The following is a 19,601-nucleotide window of genomic DNA, read 5'->3' on the forward strand; positions in this document are numbered from 1 at the left end:
AATTGGAAACAAGTACGATGACGGAGAAGCAGACTGTCTGGCTATCAGCTGGCCAATCCGGAAAGAAGATAGGTATGTTCATTTTCTATATAGTGCTAATTGTTCTCGCAGTTTTTCAAATACTTCCTCTCATTTGGCTATTATTCTTTTCGCTTAAGAATAACCAAGAAGTATTTAATACGCCACTTTTTTCATTGCCATCTCCGCCTAGATGGGAAAATTACGTAAAAGTATGGGTGGAAGGAAATATAGGACGTTATTTTTTTAATAGCGTTTGGATTACTACATTATCGGTCATTTTCACTGTATTATTAGCTAGTTTCGCCACTTTCGCCATTACGCGCATGAATTGGAAATTAAAACATGTTGTATTGGGATTGTTTATGGTTGGATTGATGATTCCAGTTCATTCCACACTGATTCCGTTGTTTAGCTTTTTTATGAAAATGAAATTAGTAGACCATCCATTATCTGTTATTTTAACAAATATCGGCTTTAATCTGCCGCTTACGATAATGGTTTTGCTTGGGTTTTATTACTCATTACCGCGCGAGTTAGAAGAATCAGCCATTATGGATGGATGTTCTGTCCACCGGATGTTTTTCCGAATTATTTTGCCAATGACTTCTCCTGTCATTGTAACGACGGCGATTATTAACATGATTTATAACTGGAATGAATTTGTTTTTGTCAACACATTTATTAGTTCTGATCAATATAAAACCCTTACCGTAGGAATCCAAAATTTTATCGGACAGTATACTACCGATTGGGGAGCAATTGGTGCCACTTTAATGATTAGTATTTTGCCAATCCTATTCACATTCTTTTTCCTCAGCGACCGGATTGTAGAAGGAATTACATCTGGAGCCGTTAAAGGATAATTAGAAAGGAGAGGGATAGGCAATGCCAAAAAACATGTTTTTTAACGCCCATCATTCACCAGTCGGAGCATTTGCAAGTTTTACACTTGGATTTCCGGGAAAAAGCGGGGGGTTAGATCTCGAATTGGGGCGTCCTCCGCGGCAAAATGTGTATATAGGTGTTGCTTCTCTGTCACAACCAGGGATGTATGAGGTATTGCCGTTTTTTGAAGCTGGTGACGATGAAAGCAAGAGATATGACATCGAAAATCCAGATCCGAATCCAGAGAAACCACAAATTCTTGTTCCGTTTCCAAACGAAATGATCCAACGGGAGTTTCATGTTTCTACCGACACGTGGAAAGCGGGAGATCTTACATTTACGATTTATTCTCCTGTGAAATCTGTTCCGAACCCTGACACAGCTAAAGAGGAAGATTTAAAGTTTGCTCTAGTTCCAGCGGTAATTGCCGAACTTACAATCGATAACACAAAAGGTACATCTCCAAGACGCGCATTTTTTGGCTTTGAAGGAAACGATCCTTATACGTCAATGAGACGAATTGATGATACGTGCCCACCATTGCGGGGAGTTGGACAAGGCCGCATCACGGCTATTGTATCGAAACATAGCGATGTACGTTCGGCGCTGCATTTTAGCTTGGAAGATATTTTAACGACCCCGTTGGAGGAAAATTGGACCTTCGGACTTGGGAAAGTTGGGGCATTAATTATGGATACACCAGCCGGGATGAAGAGAACCTATCAGTTTGCAGTATGTTTTTACCGTTCCGGATACGCAACTGCTGGATTAGACACATCCTATTTTTATACCCGTTTCTTTAAAAATATTGAAGAGGTAGGAAAATATGCTTTGGATCATATCGAAGCGTTGAAAGAGCGCGCTTTCCAGTCCAATCAGCTTATAGAGAGAGACTGGTTATCGGATGATCAAAAATTTATGATGGCCCATGCGATTCGCAGTTATTACGGCAACACCCAGTTGTTAGAACAGGAAGGAAAGCCAATCTGGGTAGTAAATGAAGGCGAATACCGCATGATGAATACATTCGATTTAACAGTAGATCAGTTGTTTTTCGAGTTGAAAATGAACCCATGGACGGTGAAAAACGTCTTAGATTTGTATGTGGAAAGATATAGCTATTACGATCGGGTGCGTTTTCCAGGTGAGGAAAAGGAATACCCGGGGGGAATCAGTTTCACCCATGATATGGGTGTAGCAAATACATTTTCACGCCCTCATTATTCAGCATATGAGCTTTATGGAATCGACGGTTGTTTCTCTCATATGACGCATGAACAATTAGTCAACTGGGTGCTGTGCGCCGCCGTGTATATAGAACAAACAAAAGATTGGGCTTGGAGGCAAGAAAAGCTTCCGATTTTGGAGCAATGTTTGGAAAGTATGGTAAACCGGGATCATCCAGATCCGGAAAAACGGAATGGAGTGATGGGCCTAGACAGCACGCGTACGATGGGAGGAGCAGAGATTACAACCTATGATAGTTTAGATGTCTCCCTAGGACAAGCGCGAAATAATTTGTATTTGGCAGGAAAATGTTGGGCAGCATATGTAGCGCTTGAAAAAATATTCCGGGATACTGGAAAAGAAGCGTTGGCTGCTTTAGCAGGAGAACAAGCGGAAAAATGTGCAGCTACAATTGTTAGTTATGTGACAGAACAAGGATATATTCCAGCGGTGATGGGTGAAGGGAATGATTCAAAGATTATTCCAGCGATTGAAGGATTAGTGTTCCCTTATTTTACAAATTGTCATGAAGCTTTAGATCCTCATGGCCGCTTCGGAGAATATATTCGGGCTTTACGGAAACATTTGCAATATGTATTGACTGAAGGAATTTGTTTATTTCCAGATGGAGGATGGAAAATTTCGTCGACAAGCAATAACTCATGGCTAAGCAAAATATACTTATGCCAGTTTATTGCCCGGCGCATTTTAGGGTGGAAATGGGATGAAGCTGGTGCGAAAGCAGATGCGGCACATGTAGCCTGGTTGACTCATCCGACACTTTCCGTTTGGAGCTGGAGCGACCAAATTATCGCGGGGGAAATTAGCGGAAGCAAGTATTATCCGCGTGGAGTGACAAGTATTCTTTGGTTGGAAGAGGGAAAGTAAAAAATGAGTGTAAGTGTGAATGAGAAAAAACGTGACTTATAAATCTTAAACCCCATATGAGGAGACATGGGTAGCTATAGAAAAATATGCTTCTTTTGGCTTACAGAGTTATTGATGACCACAGAACAAGATCTCTTGAAACCACCAGAATAAATGATAGAGCTACAAACAGAAAGATATGAATGAACTTTTGCGATATTTAGAGAATATTAGGATGTAATAAAATAAAAAATGTTACACTTTCGGGAGTTGCTGACGATTTTACATGGCTAGATAACTTCGTAGTAAAAAATGCAACATAAACCAAAGCCGTCTTTTTGGAAAATAATTCATTTCGCTAATATAAGTGTTAATGCCATCATCATCCGATATTAAAGTTATCGTGTCATTAGGGTGATGATGGCTCCTCGGTCTCAAAAGCGTTTGGTAGATTGGAAGGGCTGAAGCCAAAAAAACGATTCGAACGCGGGCATTCCCGGAAGCTTTCTCCGGAAGACGAGGATCATATTTTAGCGTATCGTAAGAAAAATGTCATTGTAGAAGGTGGATTAAGAATGAATTCCAGTTGGCTAGAGGGAAGAATATATGGCATATGCGAATGGATCACCAAATTGGCGTATGTCAATATACTTTGGTGGCTCTTTACATTAGCCGGAGCGATTGTTTTTGGCGTTGCGCCTGCAACAGTTGCGTTGTTTACTGTTGTAAGAAAATGGCTTCTTTTTAATGATAACGATGTTCCGATTTTTAAAACGTTTTTGAGCACATATAAAAAAGAGTTTTTACGGGCCAATAAGATTGGGTTGTATATAGGAGGTGGTGCTTATATTTTATATATTGACTTTCTATATTTAGCAAACATTGGAAAAGCGTTTCAGCTAGCATTTTCCGTTTTTCTGTGTGTTATTTTAGTTTTTTATGCTATTACGCTTTTATATCTCTTTCCTATTTATGTTCATTATGAACTGCGGTTCTTGCAGTATATAAAATACTCCTTCTTTATCGGGATGGCGAACCCGCTAATGACATTAACCATGTTCTTTAGCATCATCTTGCTGACTGTTTTATTTATGTATATACCCGGGTTAATTCCGTTCTTTAGTATCAGTTCTCTCTCCGTTGTTTTAATGTGGTGTGCGCTAAAGGGCTTCCGCAAAATTGAGGAGAAGCAAAATGCCATTAATCGTTCTAACAGCCAAGCTTAAGTAGTTCAATATCTTTTTATCAATGTTTTCGGAAAAAGGAGGAAACACAAATATGGTAAGAATAAGAAATCCCATTTTAACCGGATTTCATCCAGATCCATCCATATGTCGTGTAGGAGAAGATTACTATATTGCCGTTTCCACATTTGAATGGTTTCCAGGAGTGAGAATTTATCACTCGAAAGATTTAAAAAATTGGCGTTTAATTTCAAGACCATTAAATCGACTGAGCCAACTGAATATGTTAGGAAACCCAGATTCAGGAGGAATTTGGGCACCCCATCTATCATACAGTGAAGGTAAATTTTGGCTTATATATACAGATGTAAAAGTAGTGGAAGGACAGTGGAAAGATTGCCATAACTATCTTGTCACTTGTGAAACGATTGATGGCGAATGGTCTGACCCTATTTATTTAAATAGTTCAGGTTTTGATCCTTCTTTATTTCATGATGACGATGGAAGGAAATATTTAGTTAATATGTGCTGGGATCATCGTGTCGGCCACCATTCTTTTTATGGCATAGTGCTTCAGGAATATAGTGTTGAACAGCAAAAGTTAATTGGAAAACCGGAAATTATTTTTAAAGGAACAGATTTAAAAATTACTGAAGGTCCTCATTTATATAAAATCAACGGTTATTACTATTTATTAACAGCGGAAGGTGGCACCAAATACAATCACGCAGCAACCATTGCGCGGTCAAAATCTCTCCGGGGGCCGTATGAAGTGCATCCAGCAAACCCGTTGATCACATCTTGGCCATATCCGCGTAATCCGCTGCAGAAAGCGGGGCATGCCTCGATTGTGCATACCCATACGGATGAGTGGTTTTTAGTACATTTAACAGGCAGACCGCTTCCGAAAGAGGATCAACCTTTGCTGGAACATCGCGGCTATTGTCCGCTTGGGCGTGAAACAGCAATCCAAAGACTGGAATGGAAGGACGGCTGGCCTTACGTTGTCGGCGGAAATCAGCCTTCTTTAGAAATCGAAGGATCGAATGTGAAAGAAGTAAAATGGGAAAAGGATTACGACGAAAAAGATGATTTTGACAGCGATGTTTTAAATCCCCACTTTCAGACGTTGCGAATTCCGTTAGGAGAGGATATAGCTTCCTTAAAAGATAATCCTGGACATTTGCGGCTATACGGAAGGGAGTCGCTTACCTCGAAGTTTACGCAAGCTTTTGTAGCAAGACGATGGCAGCACTTCAACTTTATTGCGGAAACGAAAGTCGCCTTTCGTCCTACAACATTTCAGCAATCTGCAGGACTTGTAAATTACTATAATACGCAAAACTGGACGACACTTCAAATTACTTGGCATGAAGAAAAAGGAAGAATTCTTGAGGTAATGACATGCGATAATTTTGCGTTTGACCAACCTCTCCGAGGAGAAGAAATCATTGTACCAGATGACGTCGAATACGTCTATCTTCGCGTTGAAGTACAGACGACGACTTATCAATACTCTTATTCATTTGATGGAAAAAAATGGATAAAAATTCCTGTAACATTTTATTCTTACAAATTATCCGACGATTATGTTAAAGGAAGCGCAGCTTTTACTGGCGCGTTTGTCGGGATGCACTGCCGGGATAGTTCAGGGCAAAACAATTATGCTGATTTTGATTACTTTTTGTATAAAGAATTGTGATATTTTGTTAAAATTTGCAAAACAATTTGTTTATATAATAGACAAACAAAGTGAAATGCATTATAATTTCATTAAACTTTTCTATCTATATATTGATCAACGAGATAAGACTCTTATTACCGGAAATCAGAAGTTTCTCTTATCAAGATCCACGCCATATGGAGCACACGGGCCTGAAGTTACCAGAATATTATTCCGGTCAACTATAAAAACAGATTTTCCAACATGGAAGCAGACAGTTGTGCGCCTTCCTCTTTCGTGGCATGATGCTGATGTTTCGACAATTTACACAAAATTACACGACTCTACTAAAGGTATACTGCATGCGGTGGGAACGAAGCTGTAAGCATTTGATCAGGATGTTTACGGATTCAAAAAGGCAGCTTGACATCTGCATTAACTGACAATTCATCTGAAAACTGGTTGACACGAAAAAGCGGGGCTGGTACAAACCATTTTTCGCTCTTGATTCTCTAAAGAAGCTTCGCCAGCCCCTAGCTTATAGGCCAAACGAAGAGTGTAGGTGCGCAGTGCCAAGAGACATGGGAGGGTCCGGCATTATAAGCGATGCAGTGATCCATGGTGCATTACATGTCCTCTATGAAAACTAAATGTAACCGATAGTGGCAGTGAAGCGTGCATCGCCAATGTAAGATATACATATGAAGGGAGGAAGAATGCGGTGAAAATCATTCAAGAAAAATGGGCAGAAATCCACCAACAGCCTGTCATATCTTTCACGATGATCAATGATAACGGGATGGAAGTTACTTGTATAAATTATGGCTGCATTATTACGAAAATTGTTACCCCTGATAAGAACGGAAACTACGAAAATGTTGTATTAGGATTTGAGCACTTTCCTCCATATATAACGAATACCCCTTATTTTGGCGCAGTAATTGGGCGGGTTGCAGGGAGAATACAAAACGCTTGTTTTGAGTTGGATGGCAAAACATATACATTATGTAAAAACGAAAACAACAACCACTTGCACGGCGGGGTTAAAGGGCTGCATCGTGTGCTTTGGAATGCGGTGGCGGTGGAAAATGAAGGAGAAGTTGGCGTGCGGTTTTCTTATACAAGCCCGGATGGGGAGGAAGGGTATCCAGGCACTGTCCAAGTACAAGTTACTTACATGTTAAATAATCAAAATGAGTTAGTTATTTCTTATAATGCGCGTTCTGACAAAAGCACGTTATTGAATTTGACGAATCATACGTATTTTAATTTAAGCGGAAACATCAAAAGAGATATTTTGGATCATGAATTGAAAATAAAGAGCGATCAATTTTTAGAGTTAAATGAAGAGTTGATTCCGACAGGTATTTTCTTAGATGTAACGGATACCCCATTTGATTTACGGAAAGGAAAAAAACTGAAAGACGGTATTATGGCAAATCATCCGCAAATTGAAGTAGTTGGGCAAGGATATGACCATCCGTTTTTATTGAATGCTCACCATGATGAAGAAATTGTGTTGTGGGATCCCGGAAGCGGCCGTACGCTGACGGTCGAAACAGATGAAGTAGGAGTTGTCGTATATACAGGAAATCAGTTACAAGAGGGAATGGATATTTATGGTGTGCCGTCACGAAAATATTTAGGAATTTGTTTAGAAGTGCAAGGGTTGCCAGATGCTATTCATCATCCTCATTTTCCATCATGGATATTGCGGCCGGAAGAGATATACTCATCGGTAACTAAATATAGATTTGGTGTTAAATAAAATGATTTTATGAGCATCATGTATCGGCAGGTAAAAATATTTATTACTTTAATCGCTCGGATTCCCATCCACTTCCGATATTCTAGAGCAGTTGTAAAAAAATTTTTACTTATTTTTGCTTATAATGTTAAAGATAGAAGAATTATTGATTTTTGTTGAATAAATTTTTATCATAAACTTTGTTTGTACACTAGACAAACAAATTTAACCGCATTATAATTTAGTTGTAAGTTATAAAAATTTATGGCCAATATGAATTTTAGTTCTATGACACTATTGTTTTTCGTTGTATTTATGATGAATGCTTGTGGACAGGATGTTGTAAACTGAACTGAAATGGAAGCGTTAACAAAAAAGGATGTACAGGCAGGACAAGATAAAAAATAAAGATAGGAGCTATGATCGGCGCCCTTATTATGGCCAGCATCGATAATGGGATGAGCATGATGAACATCGAAACCTTTTGGCAATTTATTGTAAAAGGATTGATTCTTATTATCGCTGTCTGGATTGATATATCGAGTAAAAGCCGAACTAACTAATTCATCGGTGTTTTGAAGATTTTAGTTAAAAATGCTATTTACATTTTGCGTAAATCCCAATCATTATGATTGGTTTATTCTACTAATAAACATTTATTAATAGGAGGAATTTGCCATGCCTTATTTTGACAACATCAGCACCATCGCCTATGAAGGACCGGCGTCTAAAAATCCGCTTGCGTTTAAGTTTTACAATCCGGAAGAAAAAGTCGGCGATAAAACAATGGAAGAGCATTTGCGTTTTTCGGTTGCGTATTGGCATACGTTTACAGGAGATGGATCAGATCCGTTTGGGGCTGGCAATATGATCCGTCCATGGAACAAATACAGCGGAATGGATTTGGCCAAAGCGCGTGTTGAAGCTGCTTTTGAGTTTTTTGAAAAATTAAATATTCCATTTTTCTGTTTCCATGATGTGGATATTGCCCCAGAAGGAGAAACATTAAAAGAAACATATAAAAATTTAGATATTATCGTAGACATGATTGAGGAATATATGAAAACAAGCAAAACGAAGCTGCTTTGGAATACGGCGAACTTATTTACCCATCCTCGCTTTGTCCATGGCGCCGCCACTTCTTGCAACGCCGATGTTTTTGCCTATGCAGCGGCCAAAGTAAAAAAAGGGTTGGAAATTGCGAAGCGGCTAGGAGCGGAAAACTACGTATTTTGGGGCGGACGAGAAGGATATGAAACACTATTAAATACCGATATGAAACTTGAGCTGGACAACTTGGCCCGCTTCTTGCATATGGCGGTGGATTATGCGAAAGAAATCGGGTTTGACGGGCAATTTTTAATTGAGCCGAAGCCGAAAGAGCCGACGAAACACCAATATGACTTTGATGTTGCGACAGCATTGGCATTTTTGCAAACATACGGACTGAAAGATTACTTTAAGTTCAATATTGAAGCGAACCATGCAACGTTGGCGGGACATACGTTTGAACATGAATTGCGGGTAGCGCGCATTCATGGCATGTTAGGCTCTGTTGACGCAAACCAAGGAGATATGTTGTTAGGATGGGATACGGACGAATTCCCGACAGACTTATATTCTACGACTTTGGCAATGTATGAAATTTTGAAAAACGGCGGCCTTGGCCGTGGCGGTTTGAATTTTGATGCGAAAGTAAGAAGAGGATCGTTTGAGCCGGAAGATTTGTTCTATGCCCATATCGCCGGAATGGACAGTTTTGCGGTTGGATTAAAAGTAGCCCATCGGTTAATAGAAGACCGCGTTTTTGATGAGTTTATTGAAGAACGGTACAAAAGTTATACAGAAGGAATTGGCCGGGAAATCGTCGAAGGAACGGCAGATTTCCACAAATTAGAAGCACATGCTTTACAACTAGGGGAAATCCAAAATCAATCGGGCAGACAAGAACGGCTGAAAACATTGCTTAACCAATATTTGCTTGAAGTTTGCGCAGCCCGTTAATGAAAAGAGGGATCGGTCTTGGAGCACGTCATTGGTGTGGATTTAGGGACAAGTGCGGTAAAGGTGCTGCTTGTGGATCGGAATGGGAATGTAAAGGGGGAGTGGACAGAAACATATCCCTTATATCAGCCCCATTCCGGGTATAGTGAACAAAATCCTGAAGACTGGGTTGAAAAAACGATTGTTGCTTTAAGAAAGTTATTAGAAGTTTCCCATGTTTCTCCTGACTCTGTTGCTGGATTGAGTTTTTCCGGCCAGATGCACGGACTTGTGCTTTTGGATAAGGAACGGAACGTCCTGCGAAATGCGATTTTGTGGAATGATACGAGGACAACGGAAGAATGCCGGGAAATTGAGGAGAAAGTGGGAAAAGAAACGTTATTATCGATTGCGAAAAACCGTGCGTTAGAAGGATTTACGCTGCCGAAGCTATTATGGGTGAAAAAGCATGAGCCGCATCTTTATCAGCGTGCGTACACGTTTTTGCTGCCAAAGGATTACGTCCGTTTCCGTCTTACGGGACACATTGCGATGGAATATTCCGATGCGGCGGGGACGTTGTTGTTAGATGTTGAAAATAAGACATGGAGCCAGCTGATTTGCGACATTCTTGACATTGATGTTCAGCTGTGCCCTCCTTTAGTCGAATCAACGGCATATGTCGGAACATTGCTTCCGGAAATCGCGGAAGAAACGGGATTACCTGCGAATGTTAAAGTTTTTGCCGGCGGTGCCGACAATGCTTGCGGTGCAGTTGGCGCTGGCATTTTATCGGAAGGGCGCATGATGTGCAGCATCGGCACATCCGGTGTCGTTTTGGCGTACGAGCAAACAGGAAAGAAAGATTTTGCCGGAAAAGTTCATTATTTTAATCATGCCAAGCCGGATGCCTACTATATTATGGGGGTGACATTGGCCGCCGGGTATAGTTTTGATTGGTGGAAGCGTACGTTTATGGAAGACGTCCCATTTGCCGATATTGTCCAGCGTGCCTATGAATCGCCAATTGGCGCCAATGGCTTGTTGTTTGCCCCATATTTGGTCGGGGAACGCACTCCTTATGCCGATGCCGATATCCGCGCCTCCTTTATCGGGATCGACTCTTCGCAAACGAAATGGGATTTTGCGCGTGCAGTGATGGAAGGAATCACTTTTTCGCTAAATGAATCAGTGGAGATGATAAAGGCGAGCGGAAAAACGGTCGAGTCGGTCGTTTCCATCGGCGGGGGAGCAAAAAGCAGGGAATGGCTGCAATTGCAGGCAGACATCTTTGCGATCCCGGTGGAAAAATTAAAAAATGAGCAGGGCCCAGGACTAGGGGCAGCTATGATTGCTGCGTATGGCTGCGGCTGGTTTGATTCGCTCGAGCAATGTTCGGATATGTTTAAGCAGGTAGAGCTTGTTGTTGAACCGCAAAAAGAGGCGGTAGTACGCTACCAGGAGTTATTTGCCATTTACCGTGAAATTTATCCGCAAACAAAAGAGATTACGAGAAAATTAAAAGCATTTCGGAGCTAGTTTTTCTGTGCGCGCCGGCACATTTTGTGCCGGCGTATTTGCTTTAAAGGATTGATTTCTTTTATAGTGGGCAGAAAAAGCAAAGAGTGCTGCCGTTGATATGATCCCCTTATAGTAGACAGAAAAAAGAAAGCCAATTAATCTGTCTACTATGGAGGGGATTTTTCTATGGGAAAAATACGAAAAACATATGATGCAAAGTTTAAAAAGAAAGCGGTGGATTTATATTTAAAAGAGGGCATGGGATACGAAACGGTGGCGAAAGAATTGGGTATTAGTCATTCCATGGTACGTCGATGGGTGAAACGCTATGAACAGGATGGAATACAAGGTCTGGAGGAAAAACGGGGCAAAGCGAAAGGACCAAATAAAGGAAGACCGAGAACTCGTCCGGAAGATCCTGAAACGAAAATCAAGCGTCTTGAGGCGGAAGTAGAGATGCTAAAAAAGCTCTTAAAGAGGTGAAAGGGGGAATGGAAGCAGTACCAGCTCACAAGAAGTTCGCGATCATTCAAGAAATGGCCGGGTGTTATGGTTCGATTCAACCATTATGTGAGATAGCAGGCGTATCTCGAAGCGGATATTACAAGTGGGTAAAACGACAGGAACGCCCTTCTCAGAAGCAATTAGAAGACGAGCAGCTAAAGGAAAAAATCAAAGAGTGCCATGAAGAAGGGAAAGGAATCTATGGGTATCGGAGAGTCAAAGTCTGGCTGAAACGGAAACACAAACTGGATATCAACCATAAACGAGTACAAAGGCTGATGAGGGAGATGGGAATCCGGGCGGTGATTCAGAAGAAACGGCCTTATTACGGAAAGAAAGAGCCTTATGTGATTTCGGACAATCATCTAAACCGAGATTTCCCCGCGCCAAAGCCAAACGAGAAGTGGGTTACAGATATTACCTATTTAATATTTAATGGGCAAAAGCTCTATTTGTCCGCCATTAAAGACCTATACAATAATGAAATCGTGGCCTACCATATCAGCCAAAGAAATGATATCAAACTGGGGCTCGACACGCTAAAAAAGGCCATAAAAAAACGGAATGTAAATGGACTCCTCCTCCATAGTGATCAGGGGTTCCAGTATACATCCCGTCCATACAACAACCTACTAAAAAGATACAATATAAAGGCCAGTATGTCCAGAAAAGGAAACTGCTTGGACAATGCCTGCATGGAAGACTTCTTCAGCCATTTCAAGGCAGAGTGTTTTCATCTGTACTCATTCCGCACGGCCGAAGAAGTGAAGGATGCCGTACACAAATATATTCGTTTTTATAACCATCAACGTTTTCAAAAGAAATTAAATAACCTGAGTCCTTATGAATATAGGACTCAGGCTGATTAAATGTGCTTTTTTATTCCTGTCTACTTGACAGGGGTCACTTCATATTTTTTTCGCTGTTGTTTTAGCTCAACTAATGGGTATGTCGATCAGTGGCTATATTGTTGATAAATGGGGATGGCATGCTCCGTTCTGGATAGGCGGAATTCTAGGGATGATTGGTGTAATCCTTTCTCTTTTTATTTATGAACCGAAAGATAAAGATATAAAACAGGCTTCTATACAAATGAAAGATCTTATCTTAGTGATGAGAGAGCCATTGCTTTTAAGGGCTTCTTTACTTTCCATTCTGGCTCATAGCATCATCTTTACTACATGTTTGGATTTATACCAATGTATGTGTTGCAAATAGGATTTTACGAGAATGACTTGAGCATGATTGTTTTTTCGTTTATAATTCCCCATGTATTAGCAACACTTTTTATGGAAAAATTGTTTGTTCCTGAAATCGCTTTAGCAGAAATTTTTATTAAATTTTTTATGATTGTGCGGTAAAATCATAGTGGTAAAAATTCTATTTTAGCAACGGGGAGATGGATGAGTGGGATCAGAAATCATGCAATTTTTCAAGAGATCGGCATGGAAGAGAATCGTTATTTTTTCTGTTTTAATTTTTATTCTTTACTTAGTCCGGAGCATTTTAAATATTATTTTGCTTACCTTTATTTTTTCCTTTTTAATGAATGGGCTTGTTGACTTTATTTCAAAAAGGATTCGCATCAATCGGAAAATTATTGTGCTGCTGCTGTATGTCGCGGTCGTTTCCATCCTTGTCTACGGCGTCGTCAAATATTTGCCGGTCGTGATTAACGAGATTTCACAGCTGATCAAACAGCTTACGGAATTTTATTCGAAACCCCAAGATAATATTGTGTTTAATTATATTATCGAGCAACTGAAACATTATGAAATTACTACTTATCTGAATTTTGGAATGACATATTTAATCAAATATTTCAGCGATATTGGCAGCGTCGGTCTGCAAATTTTGCTTGCGTTAATTTTAAGTTTGTTTTTCCTCCTGGAAAAAGAGAGGATTATTTCGTTCACGAATCGTTTTAAATATAGTAAAATCAGCCCTTTTTATAATGAATTGGAATATTTTGGCAGAAAATTTGTCCGCACGTTTGGAAAAGTCATTGAGGCTCAATTCATCATCGCAACGGTTAATATGGCGATTACGGTAGCAGGCTTGTGGATCATGGACTTCCCGCAATTATTCGGGTTGGGGATATTAATCTTTTTTCTCGGCTTGATTCCTGTGGCGGGCGTGATCATTTCGTTGTTTCCGCTCTGCTTTATCGCTTATAGTATAGGCGGAATCATGAAAGTCGTTTACATTCTCATTATGATCGCTGTTATTCACGCGCTGGAAGCGTATGTGTTAAATCCGAAATTGATGTCCTCGAAAACGAATTTGCCCGTTTTTTATACGTTTATCGTTTTGATTTTTTCAGAGCACTTTTTTGGCGTATGGGGGCTGATTTTAGGGATTCCTGTATTTGTATTTATTCTTGATGTGTTAGGAGTAAAGACAGTGCAGGGAAAACGGGATGACGATGATGAATAAGTTGTTCAAGAAGGCCCCAAAACGATATGCGAAGATGCAACGCGCCGGCTCATTAGTGCCGGCGCGGCGTTTTTTCAGCCTGTTTCCACTTTTTTAGTTTTTTCACGAGCGTTGAGTGATCGATCCCAAGTTGCTGTGCTGCTTTTCGCAGCGATGAATGTTTTTCGATTGCTTCATAGATGAGGCGTCTTTCAAATTGTTCGACCCGTTCTTTGAGCGTAAGCGGAAATGTGGCTGCCGTTTGGTCATAAATGTGTAAAGGAAGGTCGTGCGGTTCAATCAGTTGGGACGGGACGGAAACGACCATATTTTCCACCAAGTTTTTCAGCTCCCTTACATTTCCCGGCCAGTGGTAACGCTGTAAAATCTCCTTTGTTTTCGGAGACAAATGTTTATCGATTCGGTAAAGCTTGCAGTAAAAGGAAAAGTAATGGTCAAGCAGCGGCTCGATATCTTCAGGGCGTTCAGCCAATGGAGGAATATACATTTCAATGACTTGCAGCCGATAATATAAATCTTCGCGAAATTTTCCTTGGGAAATCAGTTCTTTTAAATTTCGGTTCGTTGCCGCGATAATGCGCACGTCCAGCTTTTTCGTTTTATGGCTTCCGATTCGTTGCACTTGTTTTTCTTGCAGCACCCGCAATAGCTTTACTTGCAGCGACAATGGCATTTCCCCGATTTCGTCAAGCATGATCGTCCCTTTGTCTGCTAATTCCAACAGGCCGATTTTCCCGTCTTGCCGCGCTCCTGTAAACGCTCCCTTTTCATAGCCGAATAATTCGGATTCCAGCAACGCTTCCGGTATGGCCCCGCAGTTTACTTTAATAAATGGCTTGTCTTTCCGCGGGCTTAGATGGTGAATCAAGTTGGCGATGACTTCTTTTCCGACGCCAGATGGCCCGGTTAGCAAGACGGTAGTTGGATAAGGAGCGATTTGTTGGACTTTGTCGAAAATCTGTTTCATCGCGGAGCTGCGAAATACAATTTGTTCGTTGGAACCATCAACAGAGAATGTATAGCGATGGTGGTTCATTTTCGAGAAACTTTTTGCTTTTTCAAGCTCTGCTTTCATTTGAATGAGTTGCGAGATGTCGCGAACGCTTGTCACGACCATTTCGATATCTCCTTGCTCATTGAAAACGGGGTTTCCGGTGACAATGACATCTTTTTTGCCGCCGATTTTTTGCAAGATAGAAATGCGCTTTTTTTGTTGTAAAACGAGAAGAGAGACGGATTGATCAAAATACCCTTTTTTGACTAAATCATACATATGCTTTCCGATCAGTTCTTCGCGGCGGAATCCTGTAATGGTTTCATAAGCGGAATTTACCATGATCGTAATGCCGTTTTGGTCAACAACGTAAATGCCATCTGTCGAAAATTCGATAATTGTTTCCATTTGCTTAAAAAGAGAATGGTAGTGTTCCATTTGTGATATATCTTGAAGGACGCCGATCGCTCCTATTAATTCGCCGTTTCGGTACAACGGAGTTCGATTGACGAGGCATTGGCGTCCCGCAATGGTCATTTTCACCCCGATCGAGCTTGTTTCGCTCTCAAGAACATGAGGAAGCTGGGTGGTTGGAATAAGATCACGTATATCTTTTCCTTCCCAATGTTCGTTTTCTATCTGAAGAAGTTTTTTAGCAGAAGAATTGATTAATAAAATTTTTCCATCTTGATCTACCACGATGACCGCATTATGGATGGAGGAAAAAATGCTTTCCCATATATGGGGATCGATAATGGTTTGTTTCATCCTATCGGGCCTCCTTATGTTGAGGGTGGTGAAAAAATTCAATATATGGTGAAAAAGATCACCATCAGCATTATTTGCTGTTCGTTTCTTATGGTGATTTTTTTCACCATATTTATTATTAATATTATCAAAATAAGTTATTTTAACAATATTTTTAGTCTTGGCACGATATTTGCGTTATTATTAGTTGAGCGATAAAGACAAGGAGGGAGAGCGAATGAGCGAAGAAACGAAAGGGTTATTCATCGATGGAAAATGGGTGAAGAAGCAAAGAACGTATGAATTGCGCGCCCCTTATAACGGGCAATTGTTGGCGCACATCAGCATGGCCGATGCAGACGATGTAGAGAAGGCGGTTTCCGGGGCGCAGCGGGCGTTTCAAACGATGAAGGAGTTGCCTGCCTATCAGCGCTCGGAAATTTTATTTCGGGTTGTGCAGATATTGAAAAAACGCAAGGAAGAAATGGCGCAGATTGTCGCCAAGGAAGCAGGAAAGCCGATTCGCGCCGCCCGGGGGGAACTGGAGAGAACGATCGTGACATATCAATTTGCCGCAGAAGAGGCAAAACGGATTTATGGGGAAACGATTCCGATGGATGCCGCTCCTGGCGGAGAAGGCCGCATTGGCATAACGTGGCGCGAACCGTTGGGGGTTGTCGTGGCGATTACCCCTTTCAACTTTCCTTTTAATCTTGTTGCCCATAAACTTGGCCCGGCTTTTGCCGCAGGAAATACAGTAGTATTAAAGCCGGCGGAACAAACCCCTTTAAGCGCGCTGGCGATCGCGGAAATTTTCCAAGAAGCAGGTCTTCCAGACGGGGCATTGCAAGTCATCACCGGGAGCGGCCGGGAACTTAGCGATGCTTTGCTAATGGATGAACGGGTGAAAAAAATTACGTTTACCGGAAGCGCGCCAGTGGGAAAATTGATTAAGCAAAAAGCAGGCTTAAGAAAAGTGACGCTCGAGCTTGGTTCGAACGCGGCATTAATTGTCGAACCGGATGTTGCGTTGGACAAAATCATTCCGCGGTGTGTAGAAGGAGCGTTTTCTTACGCCGGCCAAGTGTGCATTTCGCTCCAGCGCATTTATGTACATGAAACGATTTACGAAGCGTTTTGCAAACGCTTTATTGAACAGGCCAAACAGCTAAAAGTCGGCGATCCTTTAGATGAAGACACGGACATAAGCGCGATGATTCATCAAAGAGAGGCAGAGCGCATTGAATTGTGGGTCGAAGAAGCAGTTCAATCCGGAGCGAAAATTGGATTGGGCGGCATACGCAACGGCTCGGTGTATTCCCCAACGGTTTTGCTTGACGTAAAGCGGGACATGGCAGTCTCGTGCCGGGAAGTTTTTGCACCGGTTGTGTCGATTGTTCCATACCGGGAATTACAAGAGGCTATTGACATGGTCAATGATTCGGTATACGGACTGAATATCGGAATTTATACAACCAATATTCAGCGTGCTTTATATGCAGCGCGGCACATTGAGTCTGGCGCCGTGATCGTCAATGACATCCCAACGTTCCGCGTCGACCATATGCCGTATGGAGGAGTAAAAGAGAGCGGTTACGGACGCGAAGGGATTAAATACGCCGTGCAAGAGATGACGGAATTAAAGTTTGTTTCGATAAAAACAAATGTTTAAAAGGGGAGAGGAAAGGGTTATGTCCAATATGATAAAACCGCGTCCAAAGCTTTATGTCATGGATAACGGGAGAATGAGAATGGATAAAAACTGGATGATCGCGATGCATAATCCGGCGACGATTCATAATCCGAATGCGCAAACAGAGTTTGTAGAATTTCCGATTTATACGGTGTTGATTGACCATCCGGAAGGAAAAATTTTATTTGATACATCTTGCAATCCAAACTCGATGGGGCCCCAAGGGAGATGGTCGGAAGCGACTCAGCAAATGTTTCCGTGGACGGCAAGCGAAGAATGTTATCTTCACAACCGGCTTGAACAGTTAAAAGTAAGGCCAGAAGATATTAAATATGTTGTTGCTTCACATTTGCATTTGGATCACGCGGGCTGCCTGGAAATGTTTACAAACGCGACGATCATTGTCCATGAAGATGAGTTCAACGGCGCGCTCCAATGTTACGCGCGCAATCAAAAAGAAGGCGCATATATTTGGGCCGATATTGATGCATGGATAAAAAATAACTTGCAATGGCGCACGGTGAAGCGTCATGAAGACAATATTATCCTCGCTGAAGGAGTTAAAATTTTGAATTTCGGAAGCGGCCATGCGTGGGGAATGCTCGGGTTGCATGTGGAGCTTCCCGAGACGGGCGGGATCATTCTCGCTTCAGATGCGATTTATACGGCAGAAAGCTACGGGCCGCCGATTAAGCCGCCGGGCATCATTTATGACTCCCTTGGTTATATGAATACGGTCGAACGGATCCGGCGGATCGCGCAGGAAACAAATTCGCAAGTATGGTTTGGCCATGATTCTGAGCAATTTAAAAAATTCCGCAAATCTACGGAAGGCTATTACGAGTGAGAAAGGAGAGAAGTGAAATGAGTGTTTCGCGAATTGTATTTACATCGCTGAACTATGTCGGCTGGGGGGCATTGGATAACTTGCTTCCGGAAGTGGAGCGGTTTTCTCCGAAGAAAATATTAGTCGTAACAGATCCAGCGTTAGAGAAAATCGGCCTTGTTCAACGTGTGACAGATCCGCTTGCACAACGTGGGTATGACGTTCAGCTTTATACAGATGTAGTGCCGGAACCGCCGCTGGAGACGGGAGAAAAATTAGTTTCCTTTACGAGGGAAGGAAAGTTTGACCTCATTATCGGCGTCGGCGGCGGAAGTGCGATGGATTTGGCGAAACTGGCGGCGGTTTTGGCTGCACATGAAGGGAAAGTAGCCGATTACCTTAATTTAACGGGAACGAAAAAAGTCGAGAAAAAAGGCCTGCCGAAAATATTAATTCCGACTACATCAGGGACCGGGTCAGAAGTGACAAATATTTCTGTGCTCTCTTTAGATACGACAAAAGATGTGGTAACACATGATTATTTATTAGCAGACGTGGCGATTGTCGACCCGCAACTGACCGTTTCTGTTCCGCCGCGCGTGACAGCTGCGACAGGCATTGATGCGCTGACCCACGCAGTTGAAGCATACGTATCCGTCAATGCAAGCCCAACGTCAGACGGTTTAGCGCTGCAGGCGATTCGTTTGATCGCGCGGTCGCTGCGCAAAGCGGTGGAAAACGGAGCGGACAAGCAGGCGCGGATCGATATGAGCAACGGCAGCTATTTGGCGGGATTGGCGTTTTTTAACGCTGGGGTCGCAGGAGTTCATGCGCTGGCCTACCCGTTAGGCGGACAGTTTCATATCGCCCACGGTGAATCGAATGCGGTGTTGCTTCCGTATGTGATGGGATATATCCGCAAAAGCTGCACGAAACGGATGGCCGATATTTTGAACGCACTAGGAGGAAACTCAAGCTTTCTCTCTGAAGAAGAAGCTTCGTATAAATGTGTCGAAGAACTGGAGAGAATTGTCCGCGATGTCGGCATTCCAAGAACGCTCGGTGGATTCAACATCCCAGAGAGCGCATTGGAAAGCTTAACGAAAGATGCCGTCCAGCAAAAACGCTTGCTTGCGCGCAGCCCGCTTCCATTGCTTGAGGACGATATACGGACGATTTACCAATCCGCTTTTCGGGGTGTGGTAACGGAGCCGAAATAAACAGGAATGCGCTTCGAGCGTGTTAAAATTTCAGCGGCGAAGGGGAGCTTTCTGCTTTCCTTTGCTTTTATTTTGCGAAAAGA

The 19,601-nt window shown here is 42.0% G+C and carries 15 protein-coding genes and 1 pseudogene; 15 read left to right on the forward strand and 1 reads right to left on the reverse strand.

Going from position 1 to position 19,601, the window contains the following annotated elements; genetic code table 11:
- The first annotated feature begins 74 nt into the window (after positions 1-74).
- The 12 genes and pseudogenes from AOT13_RS11555 to AOT13_RS11605 all read left to right on the forward strand — a co-directional run bounded on the left by AOT13_RS11555 (position 75) and on the right by AOT13_RS11605 (position 14,038).
- Positions 75-884 carry a carbohydrate ABC transporter permease gene (locus tag AOT13_RS11555; RefSeq protein WP_232511597.1) on the forward strand — a complete coding sequence of 270 codons (810 nt, stop codon included), beginning with the start codon at positions 75-77 and terminating at the stop codon, positions 882-884.
- A gap of 22 nt (positions 885-906) precedes the next feature.
- Positions 907-3,021: a glycoside hydrolase family 52 protein gene (locus AOT13_RS11560; protein ID WP_042385610.1), complete on the forward strand. Its 2,115-nt coding sequence runs from the start codon at positions 907-909 to the stop codon at positions 3,019-3,021.
- A 554-nt stretch (positions 3,022-3,575) separates the two neighbouring features.
- On the forward strand, positions 3,576-4,226 hold the full coding sequence (locus AOT13_RS11565) for a YesL family protein (protein WP_042385650.1): 651 nt from the start codon (positions 3,576-3,578) through the stop codon (positions 4,224-4,226).
- A 52-nt stretch (positions 4,227-4,278) separates the two neighbouring features.
- Positions 4,279-5,886 carry a glycoside hydrolase family 43 protein gene (locus AOT13_RS11570; protein WP_042385609.1) on the forward strand — a complete coding sequence of 536 codons (1,608 nt, stop codon included), beginning with the start codon at positions 4,279-4,281 and terminating at the stop codon, positions 5,884-5,886.
- A 682-nt stretch (positions 5,887-6,568) separates the two neighbouring features.
- Positions 6,569-7,615: an aldose epimerase family protein gene (locus AOT13_RS11580; RefSeq protein WP_042385606.1), complete on the forward strand. Its 1,047-nt coding sequence runs from the start codon at positions 6,569-6,571 to the stop codon at positions 7,613-7,615.
- Positions 7,616-8,004: 389 nt separating this feature from the next.
- Positions 8,005-8,157 (forward strand): annotated as a pseudogene (locus AOT13_RS21065) (sugar ABC transporter permease); the annotation flags it as partial.
- Positions 8,158-8,272: 115 nt separating this feature from the next.
- Entirely contained in the window at positions 8,273-9,598 is a 1,326-nt protein-coding gene (xylA, locus tag AOT13_RS11585; protein WP_003250950.1) for a xylose isomerase, read from the forward strand.
- Positions 9,599-9,616: 18 nt separating this feature from the next.
- Positions 9,617-11,116, forward strand: a complete 1,500-nt coding sequence (gene xylB / locus AOT13_RS11590; RefSeq protein WP_013877021.1) for a xylulokinase — start codon at positions 9,617-9,619, stop codon at positions 11,114-11,116.
- Positions 11,117-11,284: 168 nt separating this feature from the next.
- Entirely contained in the window at positions 11,285-11,581 is a 297-nt protein-coding gene (locus AOT13_RS11595) for a transposase (protein WP_042385604.1), read from the forward strand.
- Between the two features lie 8 nt (positions 11,582-11,589).
- A complete protein-coding gene (locus AOT13_RS11600; protein WP_042385602.1) occupies positions 11,590-12,471 on the forward strand; it encodes an IS3 family transposase in 882 nt (293 codons plus the stop codon).
- Between the two features lie 79 nt (positions 12,472-12,550).
- Positions 12,551-12,820 carry an MFS transporter gene (locus tag AOT13_RS19590; RefSeq protein ID WP_232511598.1) on the forward strand — a complete coding sequence of 90 codons (270 nt, stop codon included), beginning with the start codon at positions 12,551-12,553 and terminating at the stop codon, positions 12,818-12,820.
- 189 nt (positions 12,821-13,009) lie between these two features.
- Positions 13,010-14,038, forward strand: coding sequence for an AI-2E family transporter (locus AOT13_RS11605; protein ID WP_013877018.1), 1,029 nt, complete (start codon positions 13,010-13,012; stop codon positions 14,036-14,038).
- Between the two features lie 52 nt (positions 14,039-14,090).
- Here the strand turns inward: AOT13_RS11605 and AOT13_RS11610 are convergent, their stop codons facing one another.
- Positions 14,091-15,800: a sigma-54-dependent Fis family transcriptional regulator gene (locus AOT13_RS11610; protein WP_003250901.1), complete on the reverse strand. Its 1,710-nt coding sequence runs from the start codon at positions 15,798-15,800 to the stop codon at positions 14,091-14,093.
- Positions 15,801-16,017: 217 nt separating this feature from the next.
- Here AOT13_RS11610 and AOT13_RS11615 point away from each other — a divergent pair, with 217 nt between their 5' ends.
- From AOT13_RS11615 to AOT13_RS11625, 3 genes are read left to right on the forward strand one after another with little or no spacing between them, the layout of a single operon-like run.
- Positions 16,018-17,451: an aldehyde dehydrogenase family protein gene (locus AOT13_RS11615; RefSeq protein ID WP_003250900.1), complete on the forward strand. Its 1,434-nt coding sequence runs from the start codon at positions 16,018-16,020 to the stop codon at positions 17,449-17,451.
- 19 nt (positions 17,452-17,470) lie between these two features.
- Positions 17,471-18,319, forward strand: coding sequence for an AhlS family quorum-quenching N-acyl homoserine lactonase (gene ahlS, locus AOT13_RS11620; RefSeq protein WP_003250899.1), 849 nt, complete (start codon positions 17,471-17,473; stop codon positions 18,317-18,319).
- Between the two features lie 17 nt (positions 18,320-18,336).
- Complete coding sequence (locus AOT13_RS11625) at positions 18,337-19,518, forward strand: iron-containing alcohol dehydrogenase (RefSeq protein ID WP_013400994.1); 1,182 nt, start codon at positions 18,337-18,339, stop codon at positions 19,516-19,518.
- Positions 19,519-19,601 lie beyond the last annotated feature (83 nt).

This window comes from Parageobacillus thermoglucosidasius, from assembly GCF_001295365.1.
GTDB classification, from domain to species: domain Bacteria; phylum Bacillota; class Bacilli; order Bacillales; family Anoxybacillaceae; genus Parageobacillus; species Parageobacillus thermoglucosidasius.

What these genes read in the sequence shown, in the direction of transcription:
- AOT13_RS11555 (WP_232511597.1), top strand. Translation starts at nt 75, where the DNA reads ATGTTCATTTTCTATATAGTGCTAATTGTTCTCGCAGTTTTTCAAATA.
- AOT13_RS11560 (WP_042385610.1), top strand. Translation starts at nt 907, where the DNA reads ATGCCAAAAAACATGTTTTTTAACGCCCATCATTCACCAGTCGGAGCA.
- AOT13_RS11565 (WP_042385650.1), top strand. Translation starts at nt 3,576, where the DNA reads ATGAATTCCAGTTGGCTAGAGGGAAGAATATATGGCATATGCGAATGG.
- AOT13_RS11570 (WP_042385609.1), top strand. Translation starts at nt 4,279, where the DNA reads ATGGTAAGAATAAGAAATCCCATTTTAACCGGATTTCATCCAGATCCA.
- xylA (WP_003250950.1), top strand. Translation starts at nt 8,273, where the DNA reads ATGCCTTATTTTGACAACATCAGCACCATCGCCTATGAAGGACCGGCG.
- AOT13_RS11595 (WP_042385604.1), top strand. Translation starts at nt 11,285, where the DNA reads ATGGGAAAAATACGAAAAACATATGATGCAAAGTTTAAAAAGAAAGCG.
- AOT13_RS11600 (WP_042385602.1), top strand. Translation starts at nt 11,590, where the DNA reads ATGGAAGCAGTACCAGCTCACAAGAAGTTCGCGATCATTCAAGAAATG.
- AOT13_RS19590 (WP_232511598.1), top strand. Translation starts at nt 12,551, where the DNA reads ATGTCGATCAGTGGCTATATTGTTGATAAATGGGGATGGCATGCTCCG.
- AOT13_RS11610 (WP_003250901.1), bottom strand. Translation starts at nt 15,800, where the DNA reads ATGAAACAAACCATTATCGATCCCCATATATGGGAAAGCATTTTTTCC.
- AOT13_RS11615 (WP_003250900.1), top strand. Translation starts at nt 16,018, where the DNA reads ATGAGCGAAGAAACGAAAGGGTTATTCATCGATGGAAAATGGGTGAAG.
- ahlS (WP_003250899.1), top strand. Translation starts at nt 17,471, where the DNA reads ATGTCCAATATGATAAAACCGCGTCCAAAGCTTTATGTCATGGATAAC.
- AOT13_RS11625 (WP_013400994.1), top strand. Translation starts at nt 18,337, where the DNA reads ATGAGTGTTTCGCGAATTGTATTTACATCGCTGAACTATGTCGGCTGG.